We start from the raw sequence: 21,119 nt of genomic DNA on the forward strand, positions 1-21,119 counted from the left end.
CAGTCATGCCGGGCGTCCGGCGTGATGCAAGGCGAGCCCGAATGTCGGTCATTTCCTTCATTGCCCTTATTCTGTTGGTGCTGGTGGCCGCCGGGTTTTACTACGGGCGTAGCCGCGCGATCCGGCTCGCCGATGGCGATACCGCGCTGCTCCACTCATTGCCGAATTATCACGGATATTACGCCGGGATCTGGGCAGGGCTGCCCGCCTTCCTGCTGATCGCAGCGTTCGCAATGTTTTCCGGACCGATCGTAGACCGGCTGACCGCGATAGAGTTGCATACCCAGGCTGTCGGTCTGAATGCGCGCTACGAACAACGGATATCCAGCGATCCCGATTATCGCGAGCTGGAACAGGCGGTGATCCTGCTGCGTAGCCGCGTCGATACGATCAATGCGGAACTGGACAGCGCCCGCCGGAGTGATCGCGAGAATGCTGAGCAGCTCGTGGTCCTGCGCCAGCGGGCGGTGGAGCTACTCAATCAGTCGACACGCGCGGAAGAGGATTTGCGCCTGTATGCTCAACAAGTGGCCGTGCAGGTCAGCGAAGCGGGGCGGGCTGAAGGTGTTGGCCTGGTCGCGTTGGCCGGTTTTGAACTGGAGCAAACCCCTCGCGAACGCCGGCAGCTCTTCCTGTCTGATGCGCGCCGCTTGGCCCAAGGCGAGCTGGCCAGCCGCGATACGCCAGAATTGCGCGCTGCCGGAGCCGTAATCAGCGCCTACCAAGCCAATTTCCGCAATGTTGTTGCCGTGGCGGCCTTGTTGCTCGGCTTTGCCGGTCTGGCCCGCGCCCACATGAGGGTCAATGTGCAATTCCGGGCGCGGAACAGTGTCGAGCGGCTGATCACCACGGTCCTGTTCATATCCTCTGGTCTCGCCGTGTTGACGACCGTTGGCATTGTCGCCTCGCTCCTGTTTGAGAGCCTGCGCTTTTTCGGCGAGGTGCCGCTGCACGAGTTTCTGTTCGGGCTGCAATGGTCGCCACAGATCGCCATTCGCGAGGAGCAGATCGGCCAGACCGGCGTCTTTGGTGCCGTACCCCTGTTTGCCGGAACCGCACTGATCACCCTGATTGCCATGCTGGTTGCCGTGCCGATCGGACTGTTCTCGGCCATCTACCTGTCGGAATATGCCGGTTCGCGTTTCCGCCTGTCGGCTAAACCGGTCCTGGAAATCCTCGCGGGCATTCCCACCGTCGTTTACGGCTATTTCGCCCTGCTCACCGTAGGGCCGGCCCTGCGCGCCATGTTTGGTGCCATCGGGATCGAGGATGTCGATCTGAAGAGCGCGCTCTCCGCCGGCCTGGTCATGGGGGTGATGATCATACCCTTCATTTCCTCGCTCTCCGATGATGTGATCAATGCGGTGCCGCAATCCCTCCGTGACGGCTCCTACGCCATGGGGGCCACCAAGTCGGAAACGATCTCCAAGGTGATCATGCCCGCCGCACTGCCGGGTATTATCGGCGCCGTGCTGCTGGCCGTGAGCCGGGCGATCGGCGAGACCATGATCGTTGTCATGGCGGCTGGCCAGGGCGCGAACCTGACCGCCAACCCGCTGGAGTCGGTGACCACCATCACGGTCCAGATCGTCACCTTGCTGACCGGTGACCAGAACTTCGACAGTGCCAAGACCCTGTCGGCTTTCGCACTCGGTCTTGTGCTCTTTGTCCTGACCCTGATCATGAACATGATCGCCCTGCGCGTGGTCCAGCGCTACCGGGAAAAATATGACTGATCAGGCTCCGAAAACTTCCCTTGGCGAGACGCTCGCCGAACGCCTGCCGCGGCGCTACCGGGCCGAGTTGCGCTTCCGTGCTGCCGGGCTCGGAGCGGTGATCTCGGCGGTAGCGATCCTGTTGGTCCTGATCCTGTCCATCGTCAGCGAAGGCCTGCCGGCTTTTACCGTGCACCAGCTTGTTTTGCCGGTGTCGCTGGAGCGCGAATTGGTTGATCAGGAGGGCGATGGCACTGAGGCATCGCTGCGCCGGGGCCGCTATAGCGCCGTGCTGCAAAATGCCATGCGTGAGGAATTCCCGGAGGTGAGCGGGCGCCGCGAACTGCGCGCCCTGTTCGGGCTCTATACGCCGCTCAATTCGACCCGGCTGATGGACGAGGTGCTGGCCGATCCTGCACTGGTTGGCTCGACACACGTCTTCCGCATGCCGATCGCCGACGAGCTCGACCTTTATCTCAAAGGGCGCCTGGTGCAGGACCGCATCTTGCCGACAACGGGCACGCTGGGCATGAGCGAGCAGGGCGGGGTTGTCCTCGCCTCCAGCTCGACCAATGCCTTCGCCGATCTCGCGGAAGAAATGCGCCGGTCCATCGAGCTCGAGGCCGATCGTCTTCTGCTTCGGGCGGAGAGCTCGCGCCGCGCCATGGATGTCGCCGGCGAGGATGAGCGGGATCGGCTGGCCTCCGACGCAGCGCGCGCGCAGCGCCAAGCCGAGGCCCTGCTGGATGCGGCCCGGGCTGAAACCGGTTGGATCGAGCTTGAAGGTGAGCTGCCCAGCATTCTGGTGGACGCAGACGGGCACACAATGAAGCTGTCCGCTCTGTCGGTAGATGGCCGCCAGGTGCGCGGAGCCTATCTGCTCGGAAGCGGCAATGTCGAGGTCGCTCAGAACTGGTCGCTTTACGTCGTGGATACGCCGGAAACACGGCGTCGTGTCAGCGACCAGGTGATCGCCTGGACCCGTGCGCTTGAAGACCGCGGCCGGATCCAACGCGGTTTCAACCACTATCTTTTCGCCAATGCCGACAGCCGTGAACCGGAACTGGCCGGGGTAAGGGGCGCCTTGTTCGGCTCCATCCTGACCATGATCATCACCATGTTCCTGTCGGTGCCGATTGGTGTGTTCACGGCGCTGTATCTGGAAGAGTACGCGCCGAAGAACCGCTTCACCGACATGATCGAAGTCAATATCAACAACCTCGCAGCGGTGCCGTCCATCGTCTTCGGCCTGCTCGGCCTGGCCGTATTCATCAATGCTTTCGGCCTGCCGCGATCAACACCGATTGTCGGCGGTCTGGTCCTGTCGCTGATGACCCTGCCAACCGTGATTATTTCCACCCGTGCAGCCTTGAAGGCCGTGCCGCCCTCGATCCGGCAGGCGGCGCTGGCGGTCGGGGCCTCCAAGACGCAGACGGTTTTCCACCATGTCCTGCCCCTGGCGGCGCCGGGTATTCTGACAGGCTCCATTATCGGTCTAGCCCAGGCGCTGGGGGAAACCGCGCCGCTGCTGATGATCGGCATGGTCGCCTTCATCGCCGATGCGCCCTCGCTCGGGCTGGAGGGTTTCTCGCAGCCCGCAACGGTCATGCCGGTGCAGATTTTTCTCTGGTCCGATGCCGCTGAACGAGCCTTCGAGGCCCGCACGGCTGCGGCCATTCTCGTCCTTCTTGCGCTGATGATCGGCTTTAATGCCCTGGCCATTTATCTGCGCCGCCGTTTCGAACGGAGATGGTAACCCCATGATTGAAGCTTCACCCCAGCAGGCAGCGCCGCTACCCGGTGCTCAAGGCCCGATCAAGGTGGCCGCGCGCGGGATCGACGTCTTCTATGGCGACAACCACGCGCTGAGGAATGTATCGATCGATGTTCCCGACCGTAGCGTGATGGCCTTTATCGGCCCGTCCGGTTGCGGCAAGTCGACCTTCCTGCGCTGCCTCAATCGAATGAATGACACGATCGAGGAGGCACGCGTATCCGGTTCGCTGTGCATTGATGGGCGTGAGGTCTATGACAAATCGGTCGACCCGGTCGTCTTGCGCGCCCGCGTCGGCATGGTGTTCCAGAAGCCCAACCCTTTCCCCAAGAGCATCTACGACAATGTCGCTTACGGCCCGCGTATCCACGGCCTCGCCCGCACGCGCGAGGAGCTTGATGCCATGGTTGAGGAAAGCCTCAACAAGGCCGGGCTGTGGGGCGAGGTCAAGGACCGGTTGCTGGAGCCTGGCACCAGCCTGTCCGGCGGCCAACAGCAGCGTCTGGTGATTGCCCGCGCCATTGCGGTGCAGCCGGAAGTCATCTTGATGGACGAGCCGTGTTCCGCGCTCGATCCTATTGCGACGGCCCGTATCGAGGAATTGATCGACGAGCTGCGCGAGAACTACTGCATCATCATCGTGACCCATTCGATGCAGCAGGCCGCTCGCGTGTCGCAAAAAACCGCATTCTTCCACCTTGGCTCGCTGGTCGAGGTTGGCCCGACGGAAGAGATTTTTACCAATCCCCGTGATCCGCGTACCCAGGATTACATAACCGGCCGCTACGGCTAGGCCGGCTCAGGAGCGTTCTATGACCCTGTCGCAACGCGCACATATCGTATCCGCCTATGGCGCCGAGCTGGACCAGCTCGCCGATGATATCGCCCGCATGGGCGGTCTGGTGGAAACCCAGCTCACCGAGGCGCTGTCTGCCTTTGTCCGCCGCAATGCCGCGACCACGGCGGAGGTCCGGGCCCGGGAGAAACAGGTCAATGCCATGTATGGCGACATCGAAAAGAGCGTCATTCGCCTGTTCGCCCTGCGTCAGCCCATGGCGACAGACCTGCGCATGACGATCTCCGCCTTGAAGATCGCCAGCGATCTCGAGCGGGTTGGTGATCTGGCAAAGAATATCGCCTATCGCGGCGAGGATATGGCCGAATTCGCACCGCCGCCTGTCCTGGGCCAGGTCGAGCGCCTCGGTGCCATTGTCACCGGCCAGCTGCATGAGGTGCTCGATGCTCTGGGCTCTTTCCAGGTCGAACCGGCATTGCGCGTCTGGCACAGCGATGACGAGGTCGATGAGCACTACAATTCTTTGATCGCCGACGTTCTCAACGGCATGAAGATCGACAGCAATTTCGTCGGTCCGGGCCACCACGTCCTGTTTGTGGCCAAGAACCTCGAACGCATTGGCGATCATGCCACCAATATTGCCGAGGCGGTGCATTTCATGGTCACCGGCCAGCATCTCGAACAAATTGAATCCACCGTCACGTCCACCGGGAAATAGGAGTGAGGCGATGAACCCGCATGTCCTCGTTGTAGAAGATGAAGACGCCCTGGCGACCCTGCTGCAGTATAATCTGGAGAAGGAGGGCTATAATGTCTCCGCCGCGGCTGATGGCGAAGAAGCCCTGATCATGGCCGAGGAAGAAACGCCGGATCTGGTTCTGGTCGACTGGATGCTGCCAAAAGTCTCCGGCATTGAGGTCTGCCGCCGGCTGCGCTCGCGCCAGGAGACTGCCAATGTGCCGATCATCATGCTGACCGCGCGCGGTGAGGAAACCGACCGTGTGCGCGGGCTCGATACCGGGGCGGATGACTACATCGTCAAACCCTTCTCCATGACCGAGCTGTTCGCCCGCATTCGGGCCGTTCTGCGCCGCATCCGTCCGGGCCTGGCCGAGGATGTGATCAAGGCTGGTGACATCACCATGGACCGCGTGGCTCACCGGGTGAAACGCGCTGACCGTGAGATCCATCTCGGGCCGACCGAATTCCGCCTGCTCGACTATCTCATGCAGCATCCCGGCCGGGTGTTCTCGCGTGAGCAATTGCTCGACGCGGTCTGGGGTTCCGATGTCTATGTCGAGGCCCGCACCGTCGACGTTCATGTCGGCCGGCTACGCAAGGCCCTCAATACCAAGGAAGAGCGTGACCCGATCCGCACTGTACGTTCGGCGGGTTATTCCTTTGACGTGAGCGCCAGCTAGCGCAGCTGCTCGGCTTCGTCGGGAAGCCCTCACTACCCGCAATAAAGAACGGCCGCCTCGGGGGAGAGGCGGCCGTTATTCTACCGGACGGGGGTGAGAGGGGGGATGTCCGGTTAGAAATTATAGCGCCGCGTGGCGGCGATCGCGTCGAGTGCAGCGGCTGCATCGGAATTGCGGCGACGACGTTTCTGGCTCGGCTGATACGCCATGTCGGCGTGGGCTTCGCAATAGGTGTCGTCGGTACCGGTCTTGCGGCCGCAGAAGCGGAAGCTGGACGAGGCCGGGTCGCCGATCGGCCATTTGCACATGCTGTCCCGGAGGGTCAGGACAGTGGCAAACTCGCCAGAAGGCAGTACGGCAGGCTCCACCGGCGCCGGCGTCGGTGCGGAGGGCGCTGAGGGGGAGGGGCGCGGTGCGCGCGCCGCCGGCGCGGTGGTAGCCGTTGTAGTGCGCGGCCGGGCTGGCTTGACCGTACGGCGAGCCGGGCGGGACGGGGTGGCACGGCCAGACAGGCCCAGACGATGCACCTTGCCAATCACGGCATTTCGGGTAACACCGCCAAGCTGTTTGGCGATCTGACTCGCACTCAGGCCTTCCGACCAGAGCTTCTTGAGTTGTTCTACACGTTCATCCGTCCAAGCCATCTCACTCGATCTCCCGGTGGTGCGCTCTTAACTTTGATGAAGCTAATGAGCGCATATATCCATTCATGTTTAATTACACTAGATATTGTATCCGACGGAGCGCTTGCCACAAGATGTCTGTATGACGAAGCCTGTGGAAAGCTCTCTTGCCACGTCAATCGTTAACGGGGATGGTTACCCAGAGGTTAAAGGTAATTCGATATGAGTAACTTAGACTTAAGACAGGTTACCGCGCCCCGTCAGTTCGGATTCATCAACTGGCTTGGGCTGTGGACATTGTACAAGAAGGAAGTCCGCCGCTTCATGAAAGTGGTCTTCCAGACGGTCCTGGCACCGGTCGTTACCGTGCTGCTTTTCATGGTGATTTTCGCCATGGTCCTGTCCGAGGCGCGGCCCGATATTGCCGGTATTCCCTTCGCTCAGTTCATTGCTCCGGGCCTGATCCTGATGGGTGTGCTGAACAATGCCTTTGCCAATTCCTCGTCCACGCTCCTCGTCTCCAAGGTGCAGGGCAACACCGTCGACTTCCTGATGCCCCCGCTGAGCGCGCTCGAGCTTTTCCTGGCCTTTGTCGGCGGCGCCATGACCCGCGGCTTTATCGTGGCGCTGGCCAGCGGGACCGCCATGGCCTTCTTTGTGCCGCTCTGGCCGGAGAATGTCTGGGCGGTGGTCTATTACGGCCTGTCCGCCGCCGCCATGCTCGCCATGGTTGGCGTCATCGCCGGGATCTGGGCCGAGAAGTTCGATCACCTCGCCGTGGTCACCAATTTCATCATCATGCCGCTGACCTTCCTGTCCGGCACCTTCTACTCAGTCGCCGGGCGCGGCGTCATCGAGACGATCAGCCATTTCAACCCGTTCTTCTACATGATTGACGGTTTCCGCTACGGCTTCACCGGCCATGCAGACGGCTCTATCACGGTCGGCGTAGTGATGACGCTGGGCATCAACATCGCCCTCGCGATCTGCTGCTATGGTGTGCTTCGTGCAGGCTGGCGCTTGAAGAGCTGAGCCGGTCAGCCTAGAGGGTGTGGGGTCTTTGCGCCGTCGCGGCGCGCCCCTTTTTCGAGGAGATGTCCCATGCCCGCACCGATGATGGATACCTATGCCCCGCCGGATCTGGTCTTTGACCGTGGCGAAGGCGCCCGGCTATATACCGAAGCCGGTGACAAGTATCTGGACTTCATCTCGGGCATTGCGGTGAATTGCCTGGGGCATGCCCACCCGAAGGCCGTCGAAGCGCTCACCGAGCAGGCTGGCAAGCTGTGGCACTTGTCCAATATGTTCAAGGTCCCCAAGGGGATTGAACTGGCCAACAAGCTGACCGAGGCGAGCTTTGCCGATCGTGTCTTCTTCACCAATTCCGGTGCCGAGGCCATCGAATGCGCGCTGAAAACGGCGCGGCGCTATCACTATGTGAACGGCAATCCGCAGCGCTATCGCATCATCACCTTCACCGGTGCATTCCACGGCCGCACCTATGGCGCCATCAATGCTGGCGGCAATCCGAAATATCTTGAGGGCTTTGGCCCGGCGATGGAAGGTTTCGACCAGGTCGAGTTCGGTGATCACGACGCTCTGAAGGCGGCGATTACCGAGGAAACCGCAGCCATTCTTGTGGAGCCGGTCCAGGGCGAAGGCGGTGTGCGCGCGCTTCCTGAAGCCTGCCTGCGCGGCCTGCGCGAGCTGTGCGACGAGCATGGCCTGCTCCTGATGTATGACGAAGTTCAGTGCGGCGCCGGACGGACCGGCAAGCTGTTCGCCTATCAGTGGACCGATGGAGCCGAGCCGGACATCATGGCCACGGCCAAGGGGATTGGCGGCGGTTTCCCGATGGGCGCCTGCCTGGCGACGGAAAAAGCGGCCGCCGGCATGGTCGTCGGTACGCACGGTTCCACCTATGGCGGCGGCCCGCTTGCCATGGCTGTCGGCAATGTCGTGTTCGACGAGCTGACCGCCGACGGGTTCATGGATCACGTCGTCGACGTTTCCAACTTCCTGCGCCAGCAGCTGCACGGTCTTGCTGACCGTCATGCCGACAAGGTGGTGGAAGTGCGCGGCAAGGGCCTGTTGATCGGCATCAAGCTGAAAGACGGTTTCGATCCGAAAAAGCTCGCCGGCCTGTGCCGCGAGCGCCATCTCCTGGTCGGTGCTGCGGGCGATAATGTCTCCCGCATGGCGCCGCCATTGATCATCACCCGTGATGATGCCAGCGAGGCGGTCAAAGTACTCGACGAGGCGCTCGGCCTGCTGCAGGGCGCTGGCTAGACAATGAGCGAGACCACGCGCGATCCCCTCGGGGAGCAGGACAATATTGTTGCCGGCTTCCAGGTCGAAGACCGGGCCGTGCGTGGCCGCATTTCCCGGCTCGGTGAGACCATCGACCTCATCCTCGGGGCGCATGACTATCCCGAGCCGGTTGCGCGCATGCTGGGTGAGGCTGTGCTGGTCGCCGGCCTCATCGGCAATGCCCTCAAATTCAACGGCCGTCTGATCATTCAGGCCCAGGGCAGCGGGCCTGTGGCTTTCATTGTTGCTGAATACACCGCCGGCGAAGGTGTGCGTGGCTATGCCAAGATCGATCCGGATAGGGTCGAGGCGGCGATTGCCGGGCGTGCCGAGGGGGAGGGCTGGGTCCAGACCCTTCTCGGTGAAGGCGTGATGGCCATGACCATCGACCATGGCCCGAATATGGAGCCCTATCAGGGTGTGGTGCCGCTTGAAGGCGATAGCCTGGTCGACAGCGCCGAAACCTATTTCGCCCAGTCAGAACAGTTGCCGACCCGCATCCGTGTCGCGGTCGGCGAGCATTGGGATGGTGAAGGGCAGCGCTATTGGCGCGGTGGCGGCGCCATGCTGCAATCCTTTGCCGGTGATGAAGCCCGTGGCGACCCTGGTGCCGACTGGGAACATTGCCTCGCCCTGTTCAATACGGTTGAAGACGCAGAGTTGCTCGATCCGGAATTATCCGCCGGTGGATTGCTCTATCGCCTCTTCAATGAGGACGGTGTGCGCCTGTTCGAGCCGGTCAGTCTTCCGCGCCGCTGTTCCTGCGAACGTGAGCGCCTGGCGCGTATCATCGCGCGTTTCCCGCAAGATGATCAGGACCATATGCTGGTCGATGGCAAGATCGTGATGACCTGCGAATACTGCAACAAGAACTGGGACTTCACCCTGGACGATATCTCGGCCGCTAAATCCGCTTGAGCCAGGCGTTCGGGCAATAGGTCACATTATGCCCGTAAAAATCGCATAGCGCGGTGTCGATTTGGTAGAGATCAGAGCTCGCCAGCATGAATTCCTGCACCGCGCGGTTCGGGCCGTCTTCATAGCGGCGATAGACCTCTCCCTGCAGATCAGCGACGATCCCGTCTTCCACCACGAGGTAGTCCCCGGGCAGAAGCTTGTTACGGAAATAGTCAAGGACGGCAGAGACGCTGTCATAGGTGTGGGCACTGTCTTCCACGACCAGCCAGGGCCGCGGAGCCTTGGCAATCAGTTCATGCGGGAATGTTTCCGCCGGACGTGTGCTGTCAGCCAGCAGCAAGGTGGCGCCGTCCACCGGAGCGGCATTATCCTCGATATCCAGGGAAATAATCGTCGGGGTGAAACCGAGGGCTCCGCATTGGTCGCGGTACCACAAGGCGCTGCCGCCCTCTGATGTTCCGACCTCAATGATCGATTGCGGCCGCAATTTCTCCAGCAGTTGCAAGTAGAGAATGGCGTCGAAAGGGTTCTTAGCGAAGCGCCGGCCCTTATAGCGGGTCTTCAGGCAACCGGCCTGGACCTGATCGAGGAAACCGGTCGGGATATTGGCTTTGAAAGGGCGTGTACCAATCGAGCCTGCCCGGCGTTTCTGCTCGTGTGCGTGCTGGTTTTCCCCGGCAAGCTCGGCCTGGCCGGGCCGGAGCGTTCCGATATAGCGCGCTTTGTAGTCGAGCGGCGCGAGCGGAGCGCCGGTCAGTTTTTCATACTCGGCGAACATCGCCTTGCGGGCTTCCTGGGGGCCATTGGTCGCGGCGCCACCATGCACTTGATGGAAGGTGGCCTCTCCAAGCATCATCCACGGCTCGCCATGAGATTTTTCTACTGCGCGTTTCCAAAAATCCAGATTGGCGACGCCGCCACCCGGTTGAACAAAGCGCTCGTCGAGCCCGCCGAGGCTTTGCCAGAGCTGACGGCTCAGGAAAACGCCATTGGATTCCGCGATCGGCCGGAACCAGCCTCCGGCGGACGAGCCGGCCAGGACGGAGATATCGAACAGTCTGTAGCCGTCCTTGCGCCAGGGCTGGCTGGCCAGCAACCGGTCTTCCGCCGCCTGATCATACCCAGCCAGAACCGACCGCATCTGCACATCGGGGCCCAGATGCATGCCGATAGTACCGATCACCCGGTTCGGTGCGGCGCGATGCGCGTCGAGTGCATTGCGATAGATGCCCGGTGAGGCAAGCCGGGCGCCATCGATGAACAAACCGAGCAGCCGGCCTTTGGCCTGCGCCGCGACTTCATTGATGGCCTTGAGCGGCGAGGGATTGCCCGGCGCGAAGCGTACAACGCGGACCCGCGGTTCGATCTCGCGCAGGGCCGTTTCGTCAACGGCTATGGGGGAGCCGTTATCGACGACCAGGATTTCGAAATCGATCTGCTTGACGCCACGCTGGTAGGCCTTGCTCAGCGTGAAAATAGTGCGCGGTAGCTCACGCTCCATGTCGTAGGCGCAGACGACAACGCTGAGATCAAGCGACGTCTCGTCAGCCATTATGCCACCCCGAGGACACGGCGCAGATTTTCGCTGGTCGGAGCCAAGGCCTGGCTGCGGTCGATCAGGTCTCTTGGCGGATCTGCCGGTTCGCCCAATATGGCCCGGAGCTCGGGGTTGTAGCGGTCCTTGAGCCGCGGATTGCGGGGCTTCAGCTTGCGGATCATCAACAGGCCGGTCGGGGCGGTGTCAAACAGCGTCAGCTCGAGATCCGGCCGCAGGCGTTCCAGCAATGGCAGGAGCCGCCAGACATCGCCCGTCCAGACCTGGGTCTGACGGTCCCGGCGTGCCTGCAAGGGGTGGCAGGGCAGGATATCGTCAATGATCACAGTCCCGCCGGCGCTCATGAAAGCCTCGAGGTTCATGAAATCGCGATAGGCGAATTCGATCAGGTGCATGCCATCGATGAAGGCCAGATCGACCGGTTTCGTGATCGCGTCTTCGGCGTGGAAGAAGAAGAAATCGTCGCTGGTGGTCTCGAACAAGCGGGTGTTTTCGGGCACCTGTTCGAGATCATGGCTGGGGTCAATGGCAATGCTTTCGCATTGCGCCAGCTCCAGGCTGTGGCCGAGGCGGACGCCGATTTCCAGATAGAGCTGCGGCTTGAGGATGTCGTGCATCTCGCGCAGGACGTCGAGATAGGGCCGCGCCCCCGCGGTCCGCTCCGCGGCCGGGTCTGGATGCGGTGTGGTCTTAACCGGCAGAACGGTTTGGGCCAGCGGTGCTTGTATCGCCTGTAAATCGCCGCCCTTTTGAAACACGCCGACGAGGTCGCGCCAGGGGCCGCGATCATCCATCCAGCAATGCACGAGGCGCAAATCGGTCCAGTCTGCCAGGGCCTGGTAGGCGTCCGGGTAGAAGCGGTAGCAATCAACCGGATACCGGTGAATGGGACCGCCGGATGGCGCGATAATGAACGCAAGCCCGCCCGGCTTCATGATGCGGGCGATCTCCGCGAATGTGCGCCAGAAATGGGCGCAATGCTCCAGCATCTGACCCGACAGGACGAGATCGAAGGCGCCATCTTCAAAAGGCAGGACGTAAGGGTCCTCAAGCACGAGGTCGACCCCGGGGCCCGGGGCTAGATCGACCCCGGTAAACTCGTGGTGGCCGGCAAAGAGCTGGCGGTAGGAGCCGTTCACGTCCGAGGCGCCCAGATCGACGATTTTCGACGGCGATTCAGGTCCGTACCAATCCACACACCGCTGCATGTTCTCCATCGATGAAGGGTGCATGTCTGGTCTCTCCGGGGGACAGTTTGGATTGCGTGTTCGACAGGATGTGCATGGCACGAAATGGCGGTAAAGCCCAGATGGATTGGATGTTTCAGCCCCGCCAGAAGCGTGGGCTCAGGAATACCAGCACAGCGAGGACCTCGAGGCGCCCGATCAGCATGTTGGCCGTCAGCACCCATTTCGCGCGGTCCGGCAAGCCCTCAAAGGTGCCTGCGGGGCCGATCATTTCGCCCAGGCCCGGGCCGACATTGGCCAGGCTGGTGGCCGCTCCGGACAAGGCGGTGGTGGTATCCAGTCCGATCGAAGAGAGCAGGGCGGCGCTGATCACATAGACAGCAAAGAAAACGAAGAAGAAGCCGAAGACAGAGTGCAGGGCGCTGTCGGGCACCATGCGGCCATTATATCGCAGCGGAATAATCGCGCTCGGCCGCAGCAGGTTTTCCATGTAGCGGCGCAAGGCGATGCCGGCGATCTGGTAGCGGAAAATCTTGACCGAACAGGTTGTCGAACCGGCACAGCCGCCGATGAACATGAACAGGAAAAAGGCGGCGCTGGCCGCAGGACCCCAGGTGCCGTAATCGGTCGTGGCGTAGCCGGTGCCGGTGATGATGGAGATTACGTTGAAGCTGGCCAGACGCCAGGCCGCGACATCCTCGTGCGGATCGGTCAGGACGAGGAGCAGTGTCAGCGCCACACAGGCGATCAGCACTACCGAGAAGAAGCCGCGGACCTGGGCATCGCCCCAGACCGCGCCGGGCTTGCCGCGCAGGGCGAGCAGGAACATGCCGAAGGGCAGGGCGGCGAGCAGCATGAAGACCATGGCGACCAGGTCGGCGCCATTGGCGCGGAAGGCCCCGAGGCTGTTATCGGACGTGGAATATCCGCCTGTTGCGATCGTCGTCATGGCGTGGGCGATACTGTCGATCCAGCCCATGCCGGTGAGCCCGTAGGCGATGGCACAGGCACCGGTGAGTGCCAGATAGATCAGCGAAATCGCGGCCGCGATCTCCGTCGCGCGCGGCAGCACCTTGTCGGACGCATCAGAGCTCTCCATGCGGAAGAGCTGCATGCCGCCAATCCCCAGCATCGGCCAGAATGCCATGGCGGTGACGATGATTCCGATACCGCCGATCCATTGCAGAATGGCGCGCCACATCAGGAAGCCTGGCGGGCGCGTGTCCAGGCCGGTCAGGACTGTGGACCCGGTTGTCGTCAGGCCGGAGACGCTTTCGAAGATCGCATCGGTCCAGTCCATGCCCTGTCCGGCGAGCCGCAAGGGAATGGCTGCCGCCGCCGCCAGGGCCAGCCATGAGCCGACGGTAAGGATGAAGGCCGCTCGCGGTGACAGCGATGTAGCCTGGCTCCGTGTCGCCAGGGCGACTGCGCCGCCGAAGAAGAAACAGACCACCGCTGAGAGGAAAAACGCGCTGGCACTCTGGCGCTGGCCGGCGGCCGTGTCGATCGCCGCCGGGATCAGCATGGCCAGGGCCAGAACCGTTACCATCATGCCGATGGCGAAGAATACCGGACGCAAAGAGCCGGTCACGGGCGCGGTCCGCCGTTGCTATGGCCGGGATTAATGCAGGCTGGCACGATCATCGGGCCGGTCGAGAGAGAAGCCGGGGATCAGGGCGGCGAAAACCTCACCGCTTTGGCGGCGCATTTCATAACTGCCCTGCATGAAACCTGAGGCCGTGCGCAAGGGGGCGCCGGAGGTGTAGCGGAAACGCTCGCCGGGTTGGATCACAGGCTGTTCGCCCACCACGCCCCGGCCTTGCACATGTTCGGTCCGGCCCATGGAGTCGGTGATGACCCATTTGCGCGACACCAGTTGCACCGGCTGATCGGTATGGTTCTCGATCTCGATCGTGTAGGACCACACAAACCGTCCATCATCCGGGGAGGATTCCTCCTCCAGATAGTCCGGCTCGACGCGTACCATGACGCCGTCAGTATCGTGTTCATACATGGCCTGAGCCTCACCCCTCGCCCCGGCGATGCTGCCCGAGCGGGGCTATAATCCCTTCCATCTTGTGCTTGCTCAAGCCCTGCCGACAGCTTTGCTGGACATAGCGGCTGTGATGGGAGAGATGTGGTGCGCCCATCCTTGAAGATAAGCCCACCCATGACCGCACACGGAATTCTACCCGATCACGAGCTCGAAAGCCTGTTCCGCGACGGGATCGTCAGCGCGGAGCGCCCGCCTGCAGAGGGCCAGATCCAGCCGGCCAGTATCGATCTGCGGCTGGGCAGCAAGGCCTACCGCCTGCGGGCCAGCTTCCTGCCGGGTTCGGCCCGGTCGGTGACCGCGCGCCTGGATGCCGACCTGGTCATGCACACCGTCGATCTGACCGCTGGTGCAGTGCTGGAGACCGGGTGTGTCTACCTGGTGCCGCTTCAGGAGAGTCTCAACCTGCCCGTAGGCCTGAGCGCGGCGATGAACCCGAAAAGCTCGACCGGGCGTATTGATGTTTTCACCCGTGTCATCACCGATAATGGTGTCGCCTTTGACCAGGCCCCAGACGGGTATCGTGGTCCGCTCTATGCCGAGGTGTCACCGCGCACCTTCTCCATCCTGGCCCGTGAGGGCGACCGGTTGAGCCAGGTCCGTTTCCGTCGCGGTGTGCACCAGCCGGTGCGCGATCTGACCGTCAGCGTTGATCTGCAGGGCTTCGACGATGGTATTGTCGGCTATCGCGCCCGGCGCCATTCCGGCCTCGTCGATTTGGCGCGTATCGGTGAGCACAAGCGGGAACGCTATTGGGAGCCGCTCAATGCGCCGGACGGGCAATTGGTGCTCGACCCGGGCGAGTTCTATATTCTCGCATCGCAGGAAGCGGTCTCGATCGGGCTCAATGAAGCTGCGGAGATGGCCCCGATTGCCACCGAAATCGGTGAGTTCCGGGCCCATTATGCGGGTTTTTTCGATCCCGGTTTCGGCGTGTCGGAAACCGGTGGTTCCGGCTCCCGGGCCGTGCTCGAAGTGCGCGGCCGCGATGTCCCCTTCATCCTTGAACATGGGCAGCCGATTGCACGCCTGGTCTATGAGCCCATGCGCGCGCCGCCGTCGAGAGCCTATGGGGCCGTGGCGTCGAATTATCAGGCGCAGGGCCTGAAACTATCAAAATTCTTCAGCGCCTAGTCACGTGTAGCATCTGAATACAAATATTCCAGATTGCGTGATTTTGAGAACGCGCTAACGTCGCCTCAACCTGTGGGGAGAGTTATGCGTTTTCTAGTCATTTCCTTAATTTCGTTGTGTGTTTCAGCTTGGATGCCGGGTGCCGTCACGGCCCAGGTTGACGTCTATGCGCCCCTGCCGCGCGTCTGGGATGCCGAATTGTCGCCGGATGGTCGCTGGCTGGCGACCGGATGCACACCGCGCGGGGCGCGGGAGATCTGCGTCATTGATCTCAACGGCGAGGTCGCCACCCGCCTGATCGTGCAGCCGGATGAGGGGTCCATTCTCGGTTTCTACTGGCCGAGCAATGACTATCTCGTCTACTGGGTTGAAACCTTTGTCGACAACACATACGGGTCGCAGGGTCAGCAATATACGCTCACTCGGGCCGTTTCCTGGAGCGCGGCTACGGGTCAGGTTTCGCTGCTGTTAAGCGATATCGGCAATGTCACCGGCCTCGATCGTGTGACCTCGTCCATGGTCCAGAGTCCGGACCGGATTGCCATGGAACTCACCCTGGATTTCGGCGATCAGGAGCGTACCGGGTCGCGTCTGGCTCGCGGTGAATCGGTCCGTTCTGTCGTTTATGAGGTGGATCTGGAGACCGGTGAGCTCGATGACATTCTGCACCGCTCGATGACGTCCACCTATGGCTATCATCTTGATGAGAGCGGAGAGATTCTCCTGCAGGTGATCTACGAGCAGGATTCGGGGGTCTATACGCTGCAATCAGGCCCTGATGGCAGCCGCGGGGAGGTTTTCAGCGGCCAATACTTTTCTGAGCTTCCCTATATCCATGGCCGCGTCGGCGACAGCGATCTGATTGCTATCCGTTTCCCGGATCATGGTCTGCAATTGCTCGACCCCAGCACCGGGGAACGCACCGCCTTCGAGATTGACGGTCAGGCTGTCACCGGGGGGCTGCGCCGTGACCGCCGCAGCAATCGCATTGTTTCGGCAGGCCTGCGCACGGCTCCGGACGGAATCCACTTCTTCGATGAGACCCTGCAGGCGCGGTATAATGCCCTGCGCGAAATTCTCGCCGAAGACGCCATGTCGATCATTTCCTGGTCCGAGGATTACAACCGTATCGTCGTGCGGGCGACCGATCAGGGCCAACCGTCATACTATTACCTGCTCGACTGGAGCGAAGGTACGTTGTCCATGTTGGAGGAAGAATACCTGCTTCCTGAGGGCACCCGGGCTGGTGAGCGTGATTACTATACCTACGCAGCCTCGGACGGGCTGGAGATCGGTGCCTGGCTGACCATGCCGCCGGGCCGGACGCTTGAAGACGGGCCTTTCCCGCTTCTGGTCATGCCGCACGGCGGACCACGGGCGCACGATACTGGCGCGTTTGACTGGTGGGCAGCGTATTACGCGTCGCAGGGCTATCTTGTGATGCAGCCCAACTTCCGCGGTTCGACCGGATATGGTCGCGAGTTTATCGACGCCGGCGACGGCGGTTTCGGGACCCGGATGATCGACGATATGATCGACGGTGCCCGTGCGGTCCAGGCTGAAGGCTATGCTCGCGACGGGGCTTATTGCGCCGTCGGTGCCAGCTATGGTGGCTATGCCAGCTTGATGATGGCTTTGCGCGATCCGGATAACGTGGCCTGTCTGGTGGCCGTCTCTCCGGTCACGGCGCCCTTCGCCTTCATGGGTGAGGATATCGAAAACCGTCTCTTCGTGCGCTGGTGGGAAGAGTATATGGGCAGCCGTTTCTCCGATCGGGATTATCGTGACGAGATTACCCCGGCGCGCCGGGCCGGTGAGCTGAGATTGCCGATGATGGTGCTCCATGGTGACGAAGACACCACCGTACCAATCGACCAGATGGAGCGCCTGGAACGCGCCATGGATGGTCGCCGCAATGCCACCTTTGTGGTTCTGGAAGGCGAGGACCACTATCTCGGCAATACTGCAGTGCGACAGGCTTTGCTGAGCCAGAGCGGAGCCTTTCTGGCTGAACATCTGCCGGTCCAGTAGATTGGCGGCAATGACGTGATGCGGGCGGCTCTGGTTTTTGATCAGGGCTGCCCGTTGCGTTTGGGCGGCCTCATCGTTCCCATCATTGCTTTGGCGCTGCGAGTAGCTGCTGGAACGAAGCCGGCTGTGCTGAGCAACCCGGCTGGACAGAGGCGGTGGGCCTTGCCTATCGTCGCCTTTGAGGCGCTGGCCGGATCAGCGCGTGGGCGGGTGTAGCTCAATGGTAGAGCAGGAGCTTCCCAAGCTTAAGACGAGGGTTCGATTCCCTTCACCCGCTCCAACCTCTTTGTCTCGCTGCAACTCATGCGCGAGTACCGCGAATGAGGTATTTACCATACTGCGAATTAGTCGCATAAAGTGTGAAAAGCGGCGTTTGATTCAGTTCTTAAAGACTATGTTGAAGGCAGTGTCCGCCCGACAATAAAGGCAAGCGGATTTAAGGGTATGCTGGCGATCCAGTTCAATCAGATCGGCGAGAAGGGCGCGTTTCTCGCCGTTTGGACCAATGAGGTGGGGCGCACGGATCTGGCGGCCGCTATCGTGGCGGCGCGGGAGATGATCGAGCGCGGTGTCTTGCGCGGCGTGGTGCTCGATGCCAGCGAGGCGGGCCTTTATGACAGTGCTGACTTCGCGCTTGATCTCTGGGTCGACAGCCTAGCCGCACTTCCCGACGATTTTCCGATCGCCTATGTCGCGCCGCCCGGATTTCGGGAATCGCGCGAGAAATCCATTCGTGCTGCAGCGGGCGATTGGGGACAGGATGTCGAGATATTCGACGATCGTGCCAGCGCCGAAAGCTGGCTCGACGCCCGACTCTCTTGAACCGGGCGCCCAGCGACGCGCTTGTTATTTCGGGCTCGGATTATAGCCCAGCGCGACTTCCGAGAACATCAGAGTCGTTGCTGCGCGGCCCTGGCTGAAGGTGCCGACATAGACGTCATAAATGCCGCTTCCGCTCAGGCTGAGGCCAGCATTGACGCCATTGGCGCCGTCATCATTGCAGTACCAGCGACCGTCCGGGCCATTGACCGCGAGCGTCGTATCGCTATTGCCCTCGGTGTAAATATGCATGGAGCCATAGCCGTTATAGCTCAGCTCGATACTCGGGCCGCTGGTAATATAGCCGCGGCAGCTGGAATCGATGGTATTGGCGCGGACCGGCCCACCGGCGGTGAGCGGTACGCGGTGCGGATCGGGCAGGAAACCGCCACTGAGATTGACCGTACCAAAAACGGCCGGGCGGTTGATATCGACCCGGGTGGCGGTGCGGCGCACGACGCCGGCATTCTCGATGGTTTGTTCTCCCAGTTCGGAGATGAAGAGCGTCGCCGGCACACCGCTGCCGGGGGTATAGGTGCCTACCCAGATATCATAGCGCCCCGATTGCGGGTTGGACCAGTAAAGCAGCGGGTTGAGGGGCTCGTCGGCGCCATCATCATCGCAATACCAGCGGCCGTCCGGGCCGTTGATGACCAGCGTGGTGTCCCGATCGCTATCGACATTGATGAACAGGTCTTGGGCGCCTGCAGTGTAGTAGAGGGAATAATCCGGTGCGTTGGCGATGTAACCGCGGCAATTGCTGAACCGGTCCTGGGCGCGCAAAGAGCCGCCGGCGGTCAGATTGCGATAATGCGGGTCCGGGATGAAACCGGCCTGCAGTTGGACCGAGCCAAAGGCCGGGGGCAGGGTGAAGTTCTGCGCAGCGGCGCTGGCGCCAAAGCCGGCCGAGATGATCAGCGCGGCGAGACCAGTGTGGAAGTGTCGGCGAAAAGACATGGGATCCCCCCTATTGCTAGCATAGCTTGGATGCGTTTTAAGCCTCGCCATCACGGTAGACCCGTTGCCTAACGCGTCAAAACAAAAACCGGTGCTTGCGCCGATTTGCCGCCGCTCAGCAGGACTGAGCGTCTCTCTGGTGCAGGGTTTACCGGAGGCGCGCCAGAAGGGACGGCCTCCGAAAAGCAGGCTAGGAAGAGAAGGCTAGAAAGGGCGGCCCTCGCTAAAATCCAGTCCCCCGAGGACGGCCAGATTGATCAGCATCAACATGGTCACGGTACCGGACAGAACGGCGACCAGCGTCCAGGGGACCATGCGCGGGCCGAGTTCGGGCCGGGCCGGCTGTGCCGATTTCCAGCGCGCCAGGGCAAAAAGGCCGATGCTCAGGGCGAGCAGGATCAGGGTGGGCGTGAGGTCGAGATGCATGCGCGAGCGTCCGTTTGGCCGTGTTCGGTCTTATCCCAGTAAAACGGACGGTCGATCAATTCCCACACTGCGCGAAGGGCTGCTATCGTTTGCAGCGGCCAGTAAAGCGGCATACCGGCCAGGTCGATCAGCCGGACTTTGTGACCGGCCCGTTGCATGCCGAGAGCGGCACAGGCCATGGCGGCGCCATAGCCGCTGAGCAGGAAGGCCAGGGCGGCCAGATCCGGCAGGTCGTAAGAGGCCTGGCCGATCAATCGCGAGATCGCGAACATCGCAAGTGGCAGATGGGCAAAGGCCGAGATCAAGGCCGCGCCCAGGGTCAGGCCAAGCGCCAGGGCGGGAACTCGCCTTCTGCCATCGCCGCGCAGCCGGGTGTGTACGGCCAGGGTCTGGGCATAGCCTTTGAGCCAGCGCGTGCGTTGTTTGATCCACGGCCAGGCGCGTTCCGGAGCTTCTTCCAGCGTGGGTTTGGCGATCAGGCCGAAACGATAGCCCGCGCGGTATAGCCGGAAACCGAGATCGGCATCCTCGGTGACGTTGAAAGCGTCCCAGGCGCCAACCGCCTTAAGGGCATCGCGGCGGAAATAATTGCTGGTGCCGCCCAGGGGGATTGGCCAGCCGAGACGGATATAGGCCGGTAGCAGAACCAGGAAGTGGGCGGCATATTCCAGGGCGAACTGCCGGGTGAGCCAGCAGGAGCGGTGATTATACCAGTTCAATGGTGCCTGCAGGCAGGCCAGGCGTTTGCCGCCGGCCGCAAAACGTTCGGCGGCCTCGCGCAACTGGCCTGGGTCGGGGTGGTCTTCGGCGTCGAGAATGGTGACGATCTCCCCGCGACTATGACGCAGGCCGAAATTCAAGGCCCTTGGCTTGGTTTGCGGTTGGCCCGGGGGCACGCGGATCAGTTCGAAGCGCTCATCCAGCCCGGCGGCCAACGCCGCTAGCCAAGTGTCGGTATCATCGGCTTCCAGCAGCAGTTTGATTTCCAGGCGGTCGCGCGGATAGTCGATGAGTTTCAGGGCGTTAATCAGGGCGCCGATGACGCTGGCTTCACGATAGGCGGCAATCAGCAGGGTCGCCCTGGGCAGAAGCGCGTCCGGCAGGGGCGGCACCGGGCCGGGGCCGGCCGGGATGGCACAGGCATAGAGCCGCAGCGCGATAACACTGGCGAAACCCAGGCCGAGCAGGGCTGTCCAGAGCGGGGTGCTACCGGTTGTGATCACAGCAACAAGGCTCGCCATCAGGGCTGTCAGCGTCCAGATCTGGACCGTTTCCAGACCGATGCGGGCGCTATCCCGGGGGCGTTTGCGTGCCAATCCGGTGGCCGCTTCGCGCGTCCACAGTCCGGCCCGTGTGTTCCGCAGGTCCGCCGGCCGGGCTGTTCTAACGGGCACCGTCCG

General features: G+C 62.0%; 19 protein-coding genes and 1 tRNA gene. 12 read left to right on the plus strand and 8 right to left on the minus strand.

Annotated features, from left to right (window positions below; translation table 11 throughout):
- Positions 1-41: 41 nt before the first annotated feature.
- From pstC to phoB, 5 genes are read left to right on the plus strand one after another with little or no spacing between them, the layout of a single operon-like run.
- Positions 42-1,736 carry a phosphate ABC transporter permease subunit PstC gene (gene pstC / locus Q1V57_RS02280; protein ID WP_300527293.1) on the plus strand — a complete coding sequence of 565 codons (1,695 nt, stop codon included), beginning with the start codon at positions 42-44 and terminating at the stop codon, positions 1,734-1,736.
- Entirely contained in the window at positions 1,729-3,471 is a 1,743-nt protein-coding gene (gene pstA, locus Q1V57_RS02285; RefSeq protein WP_300527294.1) for a phosphate ABC transporter permease PstA, read from the plus strand. Before pstC ends, pstA begins: the two co-directional genes overlap by 8 nt.
- A 4-nt stretch (positions 3,472-3,475) precedes the next feature.
- Positions 3,476-4,282 (plus strand): phosphate ABC transporter ATP-binding protein PstB, encoded by an 807-nt coding sequence (pstB, locus tag Q1V57_RS02290; RefSeq protein WP_300527295.1) that lies wholly within the window; start codon positions 3,476-3,478, stop codon positions 4,280-4,282.
- A gap of 19 nt (positions 4,283-4,301) precedes the next feature.
- Positions 4,302-5,003, plus strand: a complete 702-nt coding sequence (gene phoU, locus Q1V57_RS02295; protein WP_300527297.1) for a phosphate signaling complex protein PhoU — start codon at positions 4,302-4,304, stop codon at positions 5,001-5,003.
- A 10-nt stretch (positions 5,004-5,013) separates the two neighbouring features.
- Entirely contained in the window at positions 5,014-5,706 is a 693-nt protein-coding gene (gene phoB, locus Q1V57_RS02300; RefSeq protein WP_300527299.1) for a phosphate regulon transcriptional regulator PhoB, read from the plus strand.
- Between the two features lie 113 nt (positions 5,707-5,819).
- On the opposite strand, the gene Q1V57_RS02305 is transcribed toward phoB, so the two are convergent.
- Complete coding sequence (locus Q1V57_RS02305) at positions 5,820-6,350, minus strand: GcrA family cell cycle regulator (RefSeq protein WP_300527300.1); 531 nt, start codon at positions 6,348-6,350, stop codon at positions 5,820-5,822.
- Between the two features lie 201 nt (positions 6,351-6,551).
- Between Q1V57_RS02305 and Q1V57_RS02310 the strand changes: the two genes are divergently transcribed.
- From Q1V57_RS02310 to Q1V57_RS02320, 3 genes are all read left to right on the plus strand, one after another.
- On the plus strand, positions 6,552-7,361 hold the full coding sequence (locus Q1V57_RS02310; RefSeq protein ID WP_300527301.1) for an ABC transporter permease: 810 nt from the start codon (positions 6,552-6,554) through the stop codon (positions 7,359-7,361).
- A gap of 69 nt (positions 7,362-7,430) precedes the next feature.
- The gene (locus Q1V57_RS02315) at positions 7,431-8,618 is read left to right on the plus strand and encodes an aspartate aminotransferase family protein (RefSeq protein ID WP_300527303.1); all 1,188 of its coding nucleotides are present in this window, start codon (positions 7,431-7,433) and stop codon (positions 8,616-8,618) included.
- Between the two features lie 3 nt (positions 8,619-8,621).
- A complete protein-coding gene (locus Q1V57_RS02320; protein ID WP_300527304.1) occupies positions 8,622-9,557 on the plus strand; it encodes an Hsp33 family molecular chaperone in 936 nt (311 codons plus the stop codon).
- Here Q1V57_RS02320 and Q1V57_RS02325 read toward each other — a convergent pair.
- The 4 genes from Q1V57_RS02325 to apaG all read right to left on the minus strand — a co-directional run bounded on the left by Q1V57_RS02325 (position 9,544) and on the right by apaG (position 14,313).
- On the minus strand, positions 9,544-11,109 hold the full coding sequence (locus Q1V57_RS02325; protein WP_300527305.1) for a CmcI family methyltransferase: 1,566 nt from the start codon (positions 11,107-11,109) through the stop codon (positions 9,544-9,546). The two genes, Q1V57_RS02320 and Q1V57_RS02325, sit on opposite strands and share 14 nt — an antisense overlap.
- Positions 11,109-12,344: a methyltransferase domain-containing protein gene (locus Q1V57_RS02330; protein WP_300527306.1), complete on the minus strand. Its 1,236-nt coding sequence runs from the start codon at positions 12,342-12,344 to the stop codon at positions 11,109-11,111. Before Q1V57_RS02330 ends, Q1V57_RS02325 begins: the two co-directional genes overlap by 1 nt.
- A 91-nt stretch (positions 12,345-12,435) precedes the next feature.
- On the minus strand, positions 12,436-13,890 hold the full coding sequence (locus Q1V57_RS02335; RefSeq protein WP_300527307.1) for a TrkH family potassium uptake protein: 1,455 nt from the start codon (positions 13,888-13,890) through the stop codon (positions 12,436-12,438).
- 30 nt (positions 13,891-13,920) lie between these two features.
- Entirely contained in the window at positions 13,921-14,313 is a 393-nt protein-coding gene (gene apaG / locus Q1V57_RS02340) for a Co2+/Mg2+ efflux protein ApaG (RefSeq protein ID WP_300527309.1), read from the minus strand.
- A 156-nt stretch (positions 14,314-14,469) separates the two neighbouring features.
- On the opposite strand from apaG, the gene Q1V57_RS02345 reads away from it, so the two are divergent.
- From Q1V57_RS02345 to Q1V57_RS02360, 4 genes are all read left to right on the plus strand, one after another.
- Positions 14,470-15,486 carry a 2'-deoxycytidine 5'-triphosphate deaminase gene (locus Q1V57_RS02345; RefSeq protein ID WP_300527310.1) on the plus strand — a complete coding sequence of 339 codons (1,017 nt, stop codon included), beginning with the start codon at positions 14,470-14,472 and terminating at the stop codon, positions 15,484-15,486.
- A 132-nt stretch (positions 15,487-15,618) separates the two neighbouring features.
- Positions 15,619-17,517: an alpha/beta fold hydrolase gene (locus tag Q1V57_RS02350; protein WP_300527311.1), complete on the plus strand. Its 1,899-nt coding sequence runs from the start codon at positions 15,619-15,621 to the stop codon at positions 17,515-17,517.
- Between the two features lie 206 nt (positions 17,518-17,723).
- Positions 17,724-17,797: transfer RNA gene (locus tag Q1V57_RS02355), tRNA-Gly, on the plus strand.
- 164 nt (positions 17,798-17,961) lie between these two features.
- Positions 17,962-18,339: a hypothetical protein gene (locus tag Q1V57_RS02360; RefSeq protein WP_300527312.1), complete on the plus strand. Its 378-nt coding sequence runs from the start codon at positions 17,962-17,964 to the stop codon at positions 18,337-18,339.
- A gap of 24 nt (positions 18,340-18,363) precedes the next feature.
- Here the strand turns inward: Q1V57_RS02360 and Q1V57_RS02365 are convergent, their stop codons facing one another.
- The 3 genes from Q1V57_RS02365 to Q1V57_RS02375 form a co-directional block, all read right to left on the minus strand.
- Positions 18,364-19,293, minus strand: coding sequence for a hypothetical protein (locus tag Q1V57_RS02365; protein WP_300527314.1), 930 nt, complete (start codon positions 19,291-19,293; stop codon positions 18,364-18,366).
- Positions 19,294-19,497: 204 nt separating this feature from the next.
- Positions 19,498-19,719 (minus strand): hypothetical protein, encoded by a 222-nt coding sequence (locus tag Q1V57_RS02370; protein WP_300527316.1) that lies wholly within the window; start codon positions 19,717-19,719, stop codon positions 19,498-19,500.
- Positions 19,692-21,035: a glycosyltransferase family 2 protein gene (locus tag Q1V57_RS02375; protein WP_300527317.1), complete on the minus strand. Its 1,344-nt coding sequence runs from the start codon at positions 21,033-21,035 to the stop codon at positions 19,692-19,694. The genes Q1V57_RS02370 and Q1V57_RS02375 overlap by 28 nt, the downstream gene beginning before the upstream one ends.
- Positions 21,036-21,119: the final 84 nt, after the last annotated feature.

Source organism: Maricaulis sp. (genome assembly GCF_030149425.1).
Classification (GTDB): domain Bacteria; phylum Pseudomonadota; class Alphaproteobacteria; order Caulobacterales; family Maricaulaceae; genus Maricaulis.